The 14,933-nt window shown below is 71.2% G+C and carries 12 protein-coding genes and 2 pseudogenes; 7 read left to right on the forward strand and 7 right to left on the reverse strand.

Annotation, left to right across the window (positions count from 1 at the left end; translation table 11 throughout):
• Positions 1 to 610 precede the first annotated feature (610 nt).
• Both OHA99_RS08360 and OHA99_RS08365 read left to right on the forward strand, forming a co-directional pair.
• On the forward strand, positions 611 to 1,516 hold the full coding sequence (locus OHA99_RS08360; protein ID WP_405695046.1) for a LysR substrate-binding domain-containing protein: 906 nt from the start codon (positions 611 to 613) through the stop codon (positions 1,514 to 1,516).
• A gap of 115 nt (positions 1,517 to 1,631) precedes the next feature.
• Positions 1,632 to 2,195: a cysteine dioxygenase gene (locus OHA99_RS08365; RefSeq protein ID WP_405695048.1), complete on the forward strand. Its 564-nt coding sequence runs from the start codon at positions 1,632 to 1,634 to the stop codon at positions 2,193 to 2,195.
• Positions 2,196 to 2,232: 37 nt separating this feature from the next.
• Here OHA99_RS08365 and OHA99_RS08370 read toward each other — a convergent pair whose 3' ends face one another.
• Entirely contained in the window at positions 2,233 to 3,393 is a 1,161-nt protein-coding gene (locus OHA99_RS08370) for a YeiH family protein (RefSeq protein WP_405695050.1), read from the reverse strand.
• A gap of 119 nt (positions 3,394 to 3,512) precedes the next feature.
• Between OHA99_RS08370 and OHA99_RS08375 the strand changes: the two genes are divergently transcribed.
• The 4 genes and pseudogenes from OHA99_RS08375 to OHA99_RS08390 all read left to right on the forward strand — a co-directional run.
• Entirely contained in the window at positions 3,513 to 4,496 is a 984-nt protein-coding gene (locus OHA99_RS08375; protein WP_405695052.1) for a LysR family transcriptional regulator, read from the forward strand.
• Positions 4,497 to 4,652: 156 nt separating this feature from the next.
• Complete coding sequence (locus OHA99_RS08380; protein WP_405695054.1) at positions 4,653 to 5,930, forward strand: MFS transporter; 1,278 nt, start codon at positions 4,653 to 4,655, stop codon at positions 5,928 to 5,930.
• A 261-nt stretch (positions 5,931 to 6,191) separates the two neighbouring features.
• Positions 6,192 to 7,598 carry a sulfatase-like hydrolase/transferase gene (locus tag OHA99_RS08385; protein WP_405695056.1) on the forward strand — a complete coding sequence of 469 codons (1,407 nt, stop codon included), beginning with the start codon at positions 6,192 to 6,194 and terminating at the stop codon, positions 7,596 to 7,598.
• Between the two features lie 36 nt (positions 7,599 to 7,634).
• Positions 7,635 to 8,027 (forward strand): annotated as a pseudogene (locus tag OHA99_RS08390) (formylglycine-generating enzyme family protein); the annotation flags it as partial.
• A 10-nt stretch (positions 8,028 to 8,037) separates the two neighbouring features.
• Here the strand turns inward: OHA99_RS08390 and OHA99_RS08395 are convergent.
• The gene (locus OHA99_RS08395) at positions 8,038 to 10,089 is read right to left on the reverse strand and encodes a discoidin domain-containing protein (RefSeq protein ID WP_405695058.1); all 2,052 of its coding nucleotides are present in this window, start codon (positions 10,087 to 10,089) and stop codon (positions 8,038 to 8,040) included.
• Positions 10,090 to 10,187: 98 nt separating this feature from the next.
• On the reverse strand, positions 10,188 to 10,793 hold the full coding sequence (locus OHA99_RS08400) for a TetR/AcrR family transcriptional regulator (protein WP_405695060.1): 606 nt from the start codon (positions 10,791 to 10,793) through the stop codon (positions 10,188 to 10,190).
• A gap of 408 nt (positions 10,794 to 11,201) precedes the next feature.
• On the opposite strand from OHA99_RS08400, the gene OHA99_RS08405 reads away from it, so the two are divergent.
• Complete coding sequence (locus OHA99_RS08405; RefSeq protein WP_405695062.1) at positions 11,202 to 12,596, forward strand: GH1 family beta-glucosidase; 1,395 nt, start codon at positions 11,202 to 11,204, stop codon at positions 12,594 to 12,596.
• A gap of 88 nt (positions 12,597 to 12,684) precedes the next feature.
• Here OHA99_RS08405 and OHA99_RS08410 read toward each other — a convergent pair.
• The 4 genes and pseudogenes from OHA99_RS08410 to OHA99_RS08425 all read right to left on the reverse strand — a co-directional run bounded on the left by OHA99_RS08410 (position 12,685) and on the right by OHA99_RS08425 (position 14,692).
• Positions 12,685 to 13,391: pseudogene (locus tag OHA99_RS08410) on the reverse strand (cation transporter).
• Positions 13,391 to 13,726 (reverse strand): ArsR/SmtB family transcription factor, encoded by a 336-nt coding sequence (locus OHA99_RS08415; RefSeq protein ID WP_405695063.1) that lies wholly within the window; start codon positions 13,724 to 13,726, stop codon positions 13,391 to 13,393. The pseudogene OHA99_RS08410 and the gene OHA99_RS08415 overlap by 1 nt, the downstream one beginning before the upstream one ends.
• Before the next feature lie 382 nt (positions 13,727 to 14,108).
• Positions 14,109 to 14,501 (reverse strand): type II toxin-antitoxin system death-on-curing family toxin, encoded by a 393-nt coding sequence (locus OHA99_RS08420; RefSeq protein WP_405695065.1) that lies wholly within the window; start codon positions 14,499 to 14,501, stop codon positions 14,109 to 14,111.
• Positions 14,498 to 14,692 (reverse strand): ribbon-helix-helix protein, CopG family, encoded by a 195-nt coding sequence (locus OHA99_RS08425; RefSeq protein WP_125490113.1) that lies wholly within the window; start codon positions 14,690 to 14,692, stop codon positions 14,498 to 14,500. Before OHA99_RS08425 ends, OHA99_RS08420 begins: the two co-directional genes overlap by 4 nt.
• Positions 14,693 to 14,933 lie beyond the last annotated feature (241 nt).

The raw sequence follows: 14,933 nt of genomic DNA on the forward strand, positions 1-14,933 counted from the left end.
GTCTTCGTTTCACCAGTGCTCCTTGACATCGTGTGTCGTACGCGGGACGGGCGAACACTCGGCGGGGCATGACGGCCTGACGTCCACGGGGAGCCGACGACAGCCTCTTGCCATGTCCACGACCGACAAGGCGGCAAGCTCGCATCAACTCGGACCCGGGTCAACGAAGAAGGCGCCGCACACGGCTGACCGGCACACACAGGCAAACCCGTGCCACCCCCGCACCGGCCCTCCCTTCACCCGGGGCACCGGGCGCTCACCAGGCAGAGTGGGCAGGACCGGCCGCGCACCGGGTGCGCGGACCCCGCCGGGGGCATGAGACGTCGGTCGGTGGGAGCGATAAGGCGGGGTCACGCTGTCACAAGTGGCAAAGCCGCCCGCGGGACCCTCCACCGGCCCCCGCCGCCGCCCGACCGAGCAGTGCGCCGCACCCTTCGGGCGGGTGCCAACGTCCAGGTCGACGAGGTGGCCCCGGCTCCGTATCGCGAAGCGAACCGCGGGCGGGCACCTCCACCGGGCAGAGGGTCCGCGCGCCGGACCGTACGGGGCGCTGCTCCCGGACCGGCGGGCGGCGCGTTGGGGACCCCAACTTCCGCTTATCATTCGACGCGTGTTCGATTCACGGCACATCAGGACCTTCCACGTCGTCGTCAACGCCGGCACGTACTCGAAGGCGGCCTCCCTCCTGGGCTACACGCAGCCGGCTGTGACCCAGCAGATGAAGGCGCTGGAACGGTCCGTCGGCAGTCCGCTGTTCGTCCGGGTGGGCCGGCGCATGCGGCTGACGGAGGCCGGCGAGACCCTGGCCCGGCACGCCGAGGCGATCCTGGAGAGCCTGGACCTCGCAGAGGAGCGGGTGACGGCGATCACCCGGCTGCGCAGCGGAACGGTCAGGGTCTGCGGCTTCCCCAGTGCCAACGCAACGCTCGTCCCGGAGGCACTGGCACTTCTCTCGGCGGAACACCCCGGGATCCGGGTGAGTCTGCTCGACGACGAACCGCCCGACTCGCTCGGGCGTCTCGGGCGCGGCGAGTGCGACGTGACGCTCGCCTTCGCGTATCCCGGAGCGTCCGACGAGCTCCCCGAGGACGTGGTCGCCGTCCCGCTGATGGGGGATCAGCTCACGGTGCTCATGCCGGTCACGCACCCTCAGGCGCGGCGTCGTTCCGTACGTCTCGCGGACTTCTCCGGGGAGCGGTGGATCGCCGGTTGCGCCCGCTGCCGCACTCACTTCCTCCACGCGTGCGCGGAACTGGGCTTCGCCCCCGACATCGCCTACACCACGGACGACGGCCTGGTCGTGCAGTCGCTGGTGGGCCAGGGCCTGGGCCTCGCGCTGGTGCCGAGTCTGGTGCTGCCCTTCCTCCGGCTCGACCGGGTGGCGGGGCGCACCCTGAGGCCGGCCGTGCACCGACGGATCTCCGCCTACGTGCTGCGCGGGCATCTGCGGGTCCCCGCGACCGTCCGAGTCGTCGAAGCGCTCAGAACGGTCGCCGAGAGGCGCATCGGCTGCTGACCCGTCGCCGGACACGATCCCGCATGCCCGCGTGCCTCGACCTATAAGCCCCCGTTGCTGTGAACCCAAGCAATCGTCGTTGGACGCGGGCGCGTTCGGCTCGCAGGCTGCGGCCATGACCGCCGACACCACCACACCACGTCCGGAGACCACCGCCCGCCTCGACCGCCTCGTCGACGAGGTGAGGAAGATCGTCCGGCGCGGCCTTCCGCACGACCGCACGGCCCGTCTGGTCGGTGAGTGCCTCGGACCCCACCTGGGGGCCGCCGACCTGCTGACCGGGCGACAGAGCGAGGGCGACCCGGACCACTACCGTCAGCACGTGCTGCATGCCGAAGGTGACGGCAGTTTCTCGATCGTCTCCCTGGTCTGGCTCCCCGGCCAGCGCACCGCAGTCCACGACCACGTATCCTGGTGCGTCACCGGTGTCCACATCGGCCGCGAGGACGAACGCCGGTACGAGATGCGCCCCGGGGAGGGCACCGGACGTCTCGTCTTCACCCGGGACGTGGTCAACGCACAGGGAGACGTGTGCGGCTTCGCGCCCCCCGGCGACATCCACCGCGTCCGCAACGCGGGCTCGGGCAAGGCGATATCCCTGCACGTGTACGGAGCCGACATCACTCGGCTGGGCACCAGCATCCGCCGGGTCTACGAGCCGCCCGCCGATGGTCGCTGAGGCCCGCACGGGCGGCGGCGCGGCGACGGCCTCCGCCTCATACGGTTCCCGTCAGGAACTGCAGTCCGAGGCTCGTCCCGGACACGACCACCCACAGGCAGGCGCCGAGGAGCAGTGGGCGGAATCCGGCCCGGCGCAGACCGGCGAGGTCGGTGGAGAGCCCGATCGCGGAGAGCGCCACCGTGATCAGGAAGACGGCCAGGGAGTCCAGTCCGTCGTGCCAGCCGTCCGGTACGAGCCCGATCGTGTTGGCCGTCGCGGTGAGAAGAAAGCCGACGAGAAACCACGGCACCAGTCCGAGGACACCGATGCGGGACCGGACGCGAGCCGACGGGCCTCCCTGCGACAGGGGTACGGCCGCGGGACCGTCCGGCGCATCGGCCCGCCTGGCGGCCTTACGGGCGGCGAGTGCGGCCAGCCCGAGGCAGATCGGGATGATCAGGAGAGTGCGGGTGAGCTTGACGACGACCGCGTACTGTCCCGCCTCGTCCCCGTACGTGGTGGCGGCGGCCACCACCGACGACATGTCATTGACCGCGGTTCCCGCGAAGAGCCCGAAGGCGTGCTGTCCCATGCCCATCAGGTGTCCCAGGAAGGGGAAGGTCACCACGGCGGCGATGTTGAAGACGAAGATGGTCGACACGGCGTAGGCGACCTCCGCGCTCGCCGCCCCGATCACCGGGGTGACCGCCGCGATGGCGGAGGCCCCGCAGATCCCGGTGCCCGCCCCGATGAGAGTGCGCAGGTCGCCTCCGATGCCGAGCAGTCTGCCCACGAAGTACGCGGCGACCAGGCATGCGGTCAGAGAGCCAAGCATGACCGGCAGAGACCCGCCACCCACCCGCGCGACCTGGGCGAGAGAGAGCTGACAGCCGAGGATCACGACCGAGACCTGCAGCACGGACCGGCCCGCGAACGCGATCCCCGGCTTCAGCCGCCGGCCGGGCCGGAGCATCGCAGCGAGCACCACACCCAGGACGATGCCGGTGACCGGACCACCGACGACGGGGAATTGGCTGCCCACGGCCGTGGCCACGGCGGCGATCGCCACGGCCAGCGCGAGGCCGGGCAACCGGGCCCTCAGCGCCGCGCCGGGAGCGCGCGACACGGCTGTCCGCCCGCCGTTCCGGCGCCCGTCCGGTGGCAGGGGCGGCGAGAGCCGACCGCGGGGGGCCGTCGGTTCTTCCTGCTGACTCATGTTTGCGACTGTCGTACGCCGCTGACCAGGTCGCTAGCCCGCCGATCGTGAGGAGGTCATAGCCAAACGCCATGACAGGCCGAGACCGGGCGGGACGCACCCGCTCATACCCTGAAGCAATGAGTAAGGTGCCGGACCTGGAGTCCTTGCGGCTGCTGGTGCTCGTCGGCGAGCTGGGCAGTCTCGGTGGCGCGGCCACCCGCCTCGGCATCGCCCAGCCCTCGGCCAGCAAGCGTCTGTCCACGCTGGAGAGGCGCCTGGGCCTGGTGCTCGTGGACCGCACCCGGCGCGGATCGCGGCTGACGTCCGCCGGCCACATGGTCTCGGGGTGGGCGCAGCTCGTCCTGGACGACGTCGGCGCGCTGATGACCGGCGCCGAGGCGCTGCGCAGCAAGCGCGACGCCGAGCTGCGGGTGGCGGCCAGCATGACGGTCGCCGAGTACCTGATGCCGACCTGGATCGGCGAGCTCCGCCAGACGCGTCCCGACCTCTACGTCGGGCTTCAGGTCACCAACAGCGAGCACGTACGGGAACTCCTGCACGACGGCGCGGTGGAGATGGGCTTTGTCGAGTCGCCCCGGGCACCCGTGGGTCTGTCCCAGCGGGTCGTCGCCCGCGACCGGCTGATCATCGTCGTCGTCCCGGACCACCCCTGGGCCCGCCGCCGGAAGCCTCTCCACATCCGGGAACTCGCGGCCACCCCCATCGTCGTCCGGGAGCGCGGCTCGGGCACCCGGGAGACCCTCGACCACGCCCTTCGCCGGGCGGGCGCCGAGGAGGCCCGTCCGCTGCTGGAACTGGGCTCGGCAGCGGCCGTGCGAGGCTCGGTCGTCGCGGGGGCCGGCCCCGCCGTCCTCAGTGAGCTCGCGGTGGGAGGCGATCTGGCCGAGGGGCGTCTGGTCCCGGTCGAGGTGGACGGCGTCGACCTGCGCCGCTCGCTGCGCGCGGTGTGGCCGGCCGGACGTCATCTCGCCGGGCCCGCCGCCGAGCTCCTCGCCGTCGCCGTCCACCGCACTCGCCGTATCGGTCACCGCGACCGTCCCACACGTGCGGACGCTCCCGTCACGGACGGCCCCGGCAGCAGACGACCGCTTCCGAGGTGACCTCGCCGAACGCGGCCGGATCACAGGCCGTCGCTCAAGCAGCCCCTGGACCCGTGACCGGTGCCGAGCGGCGCAATTGGTCATCCGTCCAGGACGATTGACCACCCGAAGCGCGCAACCTAGACTCCCGGCACCCGTCCGGACCAGGAGGCGCCGGTGACCGCACCGCCCGAAGGCCGGCCCGGCCCCCTGGAACCGACCCGCCCGGCGGAGGATTCCTCGGTACCCGGCACCGCCGTCACCCTGACGTGGCTGTGGCTGTTCGCGCTCGCGTGGCTCGGGTTCTGGCTCCTGGTGATGCTGCCCAGCCAGGTCATGCTCGCCCAGTTGGCCCGCGACGTCGACCCCGGCCGGAAGGTCCGCCTGGCCAGCGTTTTCCAGGGTGTCCTGCTGGTCACCATCGTGGTGGCCGTCCCCCTGATGGGCTTCCTCTGCGACCGCACCCGCCTGGTCTGGGGCCGCCGACGCGTGTGGGCGCTGGCCGGGTTCGCCCTCGCCGCACTGGCCTTCGCTCTTGTCGGGCAGGTCGACTCGGTGCCGGTGGTGTGCACGCTGCTCGTGCTCGTCGCGATCGGGCAGGCGTGCGTTCTGGTGGCCCTGAGCGCGATGATCGCCGACCGGGTACCCGTGAACCAGCGCGGCCGGGCGTCGGCGGCCTTCGGCGTGCCGCAGGTGATCGCGCTGGCGGGCGGCATGGCACTGGTCACCGAGGTCATCGACGACGTGCCCACCGCGTGGTGGGTGATCGCCCTGCTCGCCGTGGTCTGCGGTCTGCCCTTCCTGCTCGGCGTCGGCGAACCGGCACCGCTCCCGCGGGCCGCACCGACCGGGAGTCTGCTGCACAACCTGACGCCGCCCCGTCCGCGCCGGGCACCGGACTACTACTGGGCCATGTCCACACGGGTGCTGATCAACGCCGGCAACCTGGTCGGCACGGCGTACCTGCTCTACTACGTCGAGGACGCGCTGCACCGTCCCGACCCGGAGACCGCGGCGCTCACGCTCACCCTCGTCTACCTGGCGTTCTGTGTGGTCGCGACGTACGCCGCCGGACTGGTCGCCGACCGCACACTGCGCCGCAAGCCGCTGGTGCTCGTCGGCGCCGTGCTGCAGACCGCGGCGGCGCTGAGCCTGGCTCTCTCGCCGACGTGGCAGGCGGCGTTGCTGGCCGCGGCCCTCCTGGGCGTCGGATACGGCACCTTCCTCTCCGTCGACCAGGCGCTCACCACCGACGTCCTGCCCGACGAGCGCACCCGGGCCCGCGATCTGGGCCTGGTCAACGCCGCACAGAACCTGCCGATCGCGCCCGTGGTCGGCTTCACGGTCCTCACCCTCACCCTCACCCACGAGAACTACCGCGCCCTCTACGCCGTCAGCGCACTGATCATGCTGCTCGGCGCCTGGTCGGTGACGCGGATAGGGTCGGTGTCCTGACATGCGCGCCATCTTCGTCCTCTTCGACACGCTCAACCCCGGGTGCAGGAAGTTGTGCCGGCCGGTGTGCAGTTCGCGCCGAGCCGGCATGTGGTGGGGCCCGCTGGAGCCGTTCGACGACTCGATGCCCGAACTGCTCACCCGCGCCGGCGTCTACACGCCCCTGGTGACCGACCACCAGCACTACTGGGCCGACGGCGGGGCGACCTACCACCCGCGGTTCCGGACCTTCGAGTTCTTCCGGGGCCAGGAGGGCGACGAGTGGAAGGGGCACGTCGCCGACCCGCCCGTGCCCGACAACCAGGCGCCGACCGTGACGAACGGGGAACTGCGCCGCCAGGACCGGGTCAACCGGCTGTACATGGCCAGCGAGGCGGAGCACCCGCAGACGCGTACCTTCGACGCAGGGCTGCACTTCTCCGCACCAACGCCTACGAGGACGACTGGTTCCTCCAGATCGAGACCTTCGACCCGCACGAGCCCTTCTTCACCTACGACGACTACCGGAAGCTCTCCGGCACGGCCTACGACGGCCCCGAACCGGACTGGCCCGACTACGTGCGGGTCTCGGAGCCGCAGGAGACCGTCGACCACACCCGCTCGCTCTACTCGGCGCTGCTCACCATGTGCGACCACAGTCTGGGCCGGGTGCTGGCCGCCATGGACGAGCACGACATGTGGGACGACACGATGCTGATCGTGGGCACCGACCACGGTTTCCTGCTCGGCGAGCACGACTGGTGGGGCAGGAACACCCCGCCGTACTTCCAGGAGACCATCCACCTGCCGCTGTTCGTGTGGGACCCGCGCTCGCGCCGCCGCGGTGAGCGACGCACCTCGCTGGTGCAGACCATCGACCTCGCTCCGACCCTGCTCGACTTCTTCGGACAGCCCGCGCCCCCCGACGCCCAAGGGGTGTCCCTCGCACACACCGTCGCGGAGGACGAACCCGTCCGCGAAGCGGGTCTGTTCGGCATCTTCGGGGGACACGTCAACGTCACCGACGGCCGCTGGGTCTATCTGCGTGCCCCGGCGCGCCCCGGCAACCCGCCGCTCGCGGAATACACGCTGATGCCCACACTCATGCGCGGCCGGATGCCGGTCGAGGTGCTGCGCGAGGCCGCTCTCGCCGCTCCCTTCGGGTTCACCAAGGGCGTGTCGCCGCTGCGGGTGCCGGGCACCGCCTACACCGACCCCTACGCCTTCGGTTCGATGCTCTTCGACCTCGACGCCGACCCGGGGCAGCGGCACCCGGTCGTCGACGACGAGCAGGAACTGCGGATGGCCACCCTGATGCGCGACCTGATGGTCGCGAGCGAGGCGCCGGCCGAGCAGTTCGCGCGCATGGGACTGCCGGCGACCGGGCCGCTGACCTCCGGGCACCTGCTGTGCCGAGAGCAGGCCGCCCAGGTGGAGACGAGCCGCCGACGACCGCTGCGGGCCGCGGACTTCCCCGGCTCCAGGATCGGCGTGACCACACCGATCGCGACGCTGCTGGCCGACCCCGCCGCGGTCTCGCCGCTCCGGGCCCACTTGGGCGACCTCGTCGACGGCCCGCTGCCCGACGAAGTGCTCGAGCTGGGGCTGCTGGACGTCGCCGACGTGGCCGTCGGACTCATCCCCACCGCCACACTGCACCGGATCGCCGACGAACTGGCCGAACTGTGAGCGGCCCCTGCTGCTCACCGGGGCGCCACGGCGAACGCGGAGTGGGAGTACGCCGCCCGCGGCGGGCTCGAGGGCGCGCGCTACCCGTGGGGCGACGAACTGCGCCCCCATGGGGAACACCGGTGCAACATCTGGCAGGACGACTTCCCCCACGGTGCCGGCAGGGCCGACGGCTGGGCCGGCACCGCTCCGGTCACGACGTACCCTCCCAACGGCTTCGGTCTCTTCCAGACCGTCGGCAACGTGTGGGAGTGGTGCGCCGACCCGTGGCGCGGCGGCCGGGTGATCAAGGGCGGTTCGTTCCTGTGCCACGACTCCTGGTGCAACCGCTACCGGGTGGCCGCGCGCTCGGCCAACGAAGAGAACGCGTCGGCCGCCAACGCCGGCTTCCGGTGCGTCTGGGACCTCCCGGCCCCGGACGCACCGTAGGCGGCGGCACTCACCGTGCGTGGACGGCCACCTCCCACAGCGAGTAGCCGTACCTGGTGGCCCGGTCGGTGCCGTGCACCCTCAGGTAGCGGGCGGTCGTCGGGGTGAATTCGGCGGTCTCGAGCCCTCCGCGCCCCTGCGCGGTCTGCCACACCGTGCGCCAGGTCCGGTTGTCGTCGGACGCCTCGATGCGGTAGGCGGCGGCGTGGGCCTTCTCCCAGTCCAGGACCACGCGGCCGACGCGCTGGGGGCTGCGCAGGTCGACGGACCACCACTGGTCGTCGCTCCAGTCACTGGCCCACCGGGTGCCGGAGTTCCCGTCGACGGCACGGTCGGGCCGGTAGCTGGTGACGACCGAGAACTCACTGCTGCTGGCCGACGCGGCGCCGCTCCGGGCCAGGTTGGCCGGTCGGTCCCAGGTACGGGTGGCGTTCCACGTGTCCAGGTAGGACTGCGCGCCGTGCAGGAGTTCGTCGACGACCGTGTCTCCTCCGAGGTGGCGTACGTCCTCGATCCAGTCCGGGATCAGTCCGACGTGGGCGCCGCCGTCGGTGTTGACGTCCCACACCCGCTCGCCGGTGTGCTGGCGCTCCACGAGCGGACCGTCGGGGTAGGACCGGAACGGGTAGGTGACCTTGTCGGGCGCGTCGGCCCCGCGGGGTGCGGGGTGGCTGCCCAGCCCGTTGAAGTCGGTGCCGTAGCCGAGCCCGACGTCGTACTTCTCACGCAGGTCGGCGGTGGCTGCGGTGTCCTGGACGAAGCTCTTCGAGTCCATGTCGTAGGAGCCGACGAAGCCGCCCATCCGGTAGAGCCGCTCGGTCCAGTTGCGGTCCATCCAGCTGTGGCTGGAGATCACGCCGGGGTACCGCACCGATTCCATGATGTCCATCGCCCGGCCTGCGGCCTTGACGCTCATGTGGTCGACCTCGACCATCATCCCGCGGTCCATCATGGCGTTGAGGGCGTACTCCCCGAGCCGGGTGAGGCCGCGGGTGTTGCACTGCGCGTTCTCGTCGTACGACGGCACGCTGGTCCCGCGCGGCAGCTTGGCCTCTATCTCGGGGACCTTGGCCGCGCCGATCGGGTTGTCGTGCTGGGGGCCGATGCACTTCTCGGTCTTCCAGAAGGTGCCGGTGGAGAGGAACTGCCCGACGTTGATGACGGTGCCCTGCGTGCCCTGGTCGAAGCGCACGCCGCACAGCGCGTTGTCGAACTTGTGGCACAGGAACATGCTGCTCACGCCGAGCGCCCGGAGTTCGTCGAGGCCGGCGTCGATGTCGGCCCTGGAGCACTGGGCGACGTCGAGCACCTGCTTGCAGCCGAAGGGCTCGGAGGTCTCCACGCCCAGGACGACGGCGAGTTTGCCCGCCTCGATCACCTGGCGGGCCTGCGCGGGGGACGTCACGATCCGGAACCAGCCCTTGCCGGCGCCGCCGTACATCTGGTCGACGTAGTCCTGCATGTCGTAGGTCTTCTGTGCCTGCAGCCGCACCGAGTCCATCTCGTCGCAGCCGCGGTCGCGGACGTAGATGGAGCAGATGACACCGTTGGACGTCAGGTCGGTGACCAGCACGCGCTGCCCGGCCCGCCAGGCGCGCTCCAGCCAGGCGTAGTAGTTCTGCTGGTGCGACATCGTGGTGTGGCTGGGCCAGTCCTTGAACGTCGGCCAGCCCACCGGGTCGTGGTGGCCGTCGGGGTCGACGGTGAGGTTCTCCAGCAGCGCGCCGGCTCCGTCGGGGTAGTGCTCGGGGCAGTCCTTGAGGGCGTCGGCGACACCCTTGTCGGAGAACGGTTTGCCGCAGACCAGCTTGCCGCCGAACGCCTCGTTGGTCATCAGGTGGTTGTGGGTGTCGACGAATCCGCGCACGTCGCCGTTCGCGTCGGTGCCGGTGAACGGCTCGCCGCTCACGTTGACCTGGGAGTCGGGGGCGGGCCGGTCGGCCGGTTCCCACCAGGGTCGCTCGGCGGCACCGGCCCCGCCGGCGCCCAGGCCGGAGAGGAGCAGTGCGGCGAGGAGGGACAGGGCAAGGGCGGCGGCGCCACCCGGACGCGCTCTCTTCATGGGCTCTCCCGAGGCATGGGGTGGGGCGCACCCTAGAGTTGGTCAAGTGACCCGGTCAAGAGTCCAGTTGAGCCATCGGGGCCCCGTCGGCGCCCGGGTCAGGCCGCCGGGTGCGCCAGCCCCGCCACATGCCGGGCGACGAGGTCGAGGGCCTCGGCGGCCGCGGTCGCGTTCCCCTCGTTGAGGTAGAGCAGCGTCACGCCGTCGAGCGCCGCCGTGACGTAGCGTGCCAGGACCGGCACCGGCGCCCCCCACTCCAGCCGCCCGCCCTCGTCGTCGGTGAGGGCCTCGATGAGGCGGGTGTTGGCCGCGAGGTAGGTCTGGTACTGGCGCTCCGCGACGACGGCCAGCCCGGGCTGCCGCGCCGCGTAGTGCGTCAGCTCGTAGGTGAGGCGGTGCTCGTCCGGCTCCTCGACGACGTGCTGCCAGTAGGCGCGCATGCCGCGACGCAGCCGCTCCTCCAGGTCGCCGGCGCCGGTCACCTCCGACAGCGCTCGCTCCAGGGTGTGGCCGGTGATGACCTCGATGACCTCGACCAGCAACTCCTCCTTGGAACGGAAGCAGTAGTGGAAGGAGCCCAGCGGCATGTCGGCCTCGGCCGTGATCGCGCGCGTGGTGGCGGCCGAGACCCCTTCCCTGACCATGACCGCGATCGCGGCGTCGACCAGCCGCCCGCGTCGTTCGCTCGCCGCCATCCGGCTCATGACTCGGCTCCTCACTTGCTCTCGGGGGTGACGGGGCGCGAGCGCCGACGCCGGCTCCATTGTCCTCGCCCTCGTCCTGGACGATCGACCAGGACGCTTGACCCGACTTTCGGCTGCTGCGATAGTCGCGCCACCGACCGACTCGTCCGCCGGAGGCCGCGATGACCACGCGCGGGAGAACCGGGTCCGCATCGAATCAGCCGTACTGGACCGGATCACTGTTCCCGCCTCCGCCGACGAGGTCGCCGCTCTCGTCACCGAGGCCGCGGCGGCCGGGCCGAACCGTCGGCACCGCCGCCGCCCACCAGGGCCACCAGGGCCACCAGGGCCACCAGGGCCACCAGGGCCACCACAGAGCCTTTCCCCGCAGACCGACCCCTGACCGTCAGCGCCGCGAAAGGTGTGACCATGTGCGACTTCCCCCGCCTTCCCGAGGACTTCGTCCTCGGTGTTTCGACGGCGTCGTACCAGATCGAGGGCGCCGCCGCCGAGGACGGCAAGGGACCCTCCGTCTGGGACACGTTCTGCGCCGAGCCCGGCAGGGTCAGGAACGGCGAGACCGGTGAGGTCGCCTGCGACCACTACCACCGGTCCAAGGAAGACGTCGCCCTGATGCGGGAACTGGGCGTGGACGCCTACCGCTTCTCGATCTCATGGCCGCGCGTCATGCCGACCGGGGCGGGCGACGTCAACGCGGCCGGGCTCGACTTCTACGACCGGCTCGTCGACGACCTGCTGGCCACCGGCATCACTCCCGCGGTGACCCTGTACCACTGGGACCTTCCCCAGGCGCTCCAGGACCGCGGCGGCTGGCAGGTGCGGGAGACGGCTCAACGCATGGCGGACTACGCCACCGTGGTGGCCGAGCGGCTCGGCGACCGGGTCGGTATGTGGATGCCGGTCAACGAACCGGTGGTGGCGACGATGTTCGGGCACGCGGTCGGCACCCACGCCCCCGGCCTGGCTCTCGGCTTCGACGCGCTGCCGGTGGCCCACCACATGCTCCTGGGCCACGGCCTGTCCGTACAGGCGCTGCGCGCCGCCGGCGTCGGCAACATCGGCATCGCCTCCAACCACGCCCCCACCTGGCCGGCGACCGACTCCGACGCCGACCGGGAAGCTGCCGCGTCGTACGACACCCTGGTCAACTGGCTCTTCGCGGACCCGGTTCTGCGCGGCTGCTACCCCGACGAACTGCTGGCCTCGCTGATGCCCGGCCGTGCCGACGGCACTCTGGCCGGGGACTTGGAGATCATCTCCACCCCCCTGGACTGGTTCGGTGTGAACTACTACCAGCCGGTACCCGTCGGCGCGCCCGGAACCGCGTCCGCGAACTCGCCCGCGCTGGAGGGCGCCGCCCTGCCGGAGGGGCTGCCGTTCGAGCCGCGCGTCCTGACCGGCACACCCACCACCGACCTCGGCTGGGCCGTCGTCCCCGACGGGCTGCACGAGATCCTGACCACGTTCGCGCGGCGGTACGGCGACCGGTTGCCGCCGCTGCACGTCACCGAGAGCGGCTGCGCCTTCCACGACCGGCCCGGCCCCGACGGTGCCGTCCACGACCCACGGCGCATCGCCTACCACCGCGACCACCTCGCCGCGGTGTCCCGGGCGATCGCGGACGGCGTCGACGTGCGCGGCTACTTCGCCTGGTCACTCCTGGACAACTTCGAGTGGGCCCTGGGCTACGAGCCCCGGTTCGGCCTCGTTCATGTCGACTACGACACCCAGACGCGGACACCCAAGGACTCCTACCGCTGGTTCCAGAAGCACCTGTCCGCACGGGGCAGGCCGGTGAAGTAGACCCGAGCCCCGGCCGAGAACACCCGTGCGCCGATCCCACGCGCTCGCGCCACGCCCGTCAACCCACTGCGACGTGGGCATGCGATGTTCACGCGCAGCAGGAGCAGCCCGGTCGGCAACCGCACGCTTCCGCGGCCACAACACGCGGTGCGGCCGCCGGAGTGGCGCAACAGCCCTCGCCCCGCCAGGCGTTACGCCCTTCCTTGACGGCGACGGCGGCGATGACGAGGGCCGCGACCGGGTCGGCCCATGACCAGCCGAGGGTGGCGTTGAGGACCAGCCCGGCCAGCAGCACGGCGGACAGGTAGGTGCACAGCAGGGTCTGCTTGGAGTCCGCGACCGCACTGGCGGAGCCGAGTTCGCGGCCCGCGCGGCGCTGGGCGGCGGACAGGAACGGCATCACGGCCAGCGAGAGGGCGGCGAGCACGATGCCGGTGAACGAGCGGTCCGCCTCGCCGGTGCCGGCCAGCGCGCGGGCGGCGTCGACGCTCACGTAGGCGGCGAGGACGAAGAACGACACGGCGATGATCCGCAGCGTGGTCTTCTCCCGCGCCTCGCGGACGGCGTGCTCGCGGGCGGAGAACTGCCAGAACAGCGCGGCGGCGGCGGAGGAGACCTCGATGACCGAGTCCAGACCGAAGCCGATCAGCGCGGTCGACGACGCGACGGTGCCCGCGACCAGCGCGACGACGGCCTCGACGACGTTGTAGGTGATGGTCGCGGCGGCCAGCAGCCGTATCCGGCGGGTGAGCACCTCGCGGCGCGCCGGGCAGGACCGAGGGACAGGGACGCCATCAGCAGCAGCCCCGCGCATCGGCGTCGGGGCACGTCTTGTCCGCCTCCACCGCGACCACGGCGACCCGCAGGTCGTCCAGGGCGTGCCCGAGGCGGTCGTCGGCGAGTTCGTAGCGGGTGCGGCGCCCGTCCGGGACGGTGACGACCAGCCCGCAGTCACGCAGACACGCCAGATGGTTGGACAGACGGGTCCGGGAAACACCGAGGGCGTCGGCGAGGTCGGCCGGATAGGCGGGCGCCCGACCCAGAGCGAGCAGAATCCGGCACCGGATCGGGTCGGCGGGCGCGCGGCCGAAACGGGCCAGCACGTCGATGTCGGAGGCGACGGTCAGCACACCCACGACAGTACATAGATTTCTGAATTCAGGGCACCATGGATCATGGTTGGTGAGCCTTCGCTCCAAGCTTCGCTTCATCCGTACGAGAGGACGACGCCCGTGGCGGACCACGAGCCGGATCTGGCTGATGCCCAGCGGGAGCACCAGCAGGACACATCCACCACCCACCCCTGCACGAACGGGGCCGAACCGTCCACTGCGGCCGTCCACGCTGCCGCGACCCTCCGCCGCCGGCACTCTCGGGAACTGATCGAACTCGTGGCCGGGCACGGCCGGGACACGCTGCACGTCGCGACCCGCTACGGCACCGGGGACGGCGGCTCCGCTGCAGACCTTGGCGGTCCTCTCACAGACCATGTCCGTCCCCGTCTCTGAATGATCAGGACACGGGGAACCAGGTCGAGAGGCGCTTGGCGATGGCCGGTACGTCGATGTTGTCTTGCGCGACATCCTCGACGAACGGGCCAGCCAAGGAGACGTGCGGCGGGACGGTGCTGGCGCTCACGCCGTTGCACCGCAGGAAGACACGCATGGCGAGCCAGGCGGTGCGCTTGTCGCCGTCGATCAGCGCGTGATTGCGGGCAACGGAGTGCAGCAGTGCCGCCGCCTTGTCGTGCAGCGTGGGATACAGCTCGGCCCCGAACACGTTGGTCCGGGGGCGCTCGATCGCCGACACGAGGAGGCCCATGTCACGCACGCTGTGTTCGGTACCGTTGACCGTGCGGGCGATGGCCAGGATCTCGTCGATCTGCAGGTAGCGCACGCCCGTCACTTCAGATAGTCCAGAATCTCCGCATCGCTGTCCATCAGCTCGGCCAGAACGTCATCGACCTTCAGCTCGGCCCGGTCCTGGGCATCACGGATGGCCTCGATGGCAAGTTCCTGCTTGCTGCGGCCCTCCCGACGAGCACGCTCGGACAGCTTCGCGTCAAGGTCGTCGGGGAGTCGGAGTGTCATCGCCATACAGTCATGATACCGGACCGGTATCATGTCGGTCGCGGTCAATCCTCGCCCCTGGCAATGTGGGCCCAGGATGGCGGCTTGCAGCGCCTGCGGAGGTGCGGCTGAGGCTTCCACTGCGAGTGTCATCCGAGCGTCAAGAATTTCCGAACGCCCCTCAGAAAACGTCGCCCGCAGAAGCCTCCCGCTCGCGAAACCGCGGGTCAGCGAGTCGTGGAGATCGACCCTACCGCTCGAACCGCTC

Source organism: Streptomyces coelicoflavus (assembly GCF_045041415.1).
In the GTDB taxonomy this organism is placed as follows: domain Bacteria; phylum Actinomycetota; class Actinomycetes; order Streptomycetales; family Streptomycetaceae; genus Streptomyces; species Streptomyces coelicoflavus.

Coding starts and splice junctions, on each gene's coding strand:
- OHA99_RS08365 (WP_405695048.1), top strand. CDS start 1,632: ATGACCGCCGACACCACCACACCACGTCCGGAGACCACCGCCCGCCTC.
- OHA99_RS08370 (WP_405695050.1), bottom strand. CDS start 3,393: ATGAGTCAGCAGGAAGAACCGACGGCCCCCCGCGGTCGGCTCTCGCCG.
- OHA99_RS08375 (WP_405695052.1), top strand. CDS start 3,513: ATGAGTAAGGTGCCGGACCTGGAGTCCTTGCGGCTGCTGGTGCTCGTC.
- OHA99_RS08395 (WP_405695058.1), bottom strand. CDS start 10,089: ATGAAGAGAGCGCGTCCGGGTGGCGCCGCCGCCCTTGCCCTGTCCCTC.
- OHA99_RS08400 (WP_405695060.1), bottom strand. CDS start 10,793: ATGAGCCGGATGGCGGCGAGCGAACGACGCGGGCGGCTGGTCGACGCC.
- OHA99_RS08405 (WP_405695062.1), top strand. CDS start 11,202: ATGTGCGACTTCCCCCGCCTTCCCGAGGACTTCGTCCTCGGTGTTTCG.
- OHA99_RS08425 (WP_125490113.1), bottom strand. CDS start 14,692: ATGGCGATGACACTCCGACTCCCCGACGACCTTGACGCGAAGCTGTCC.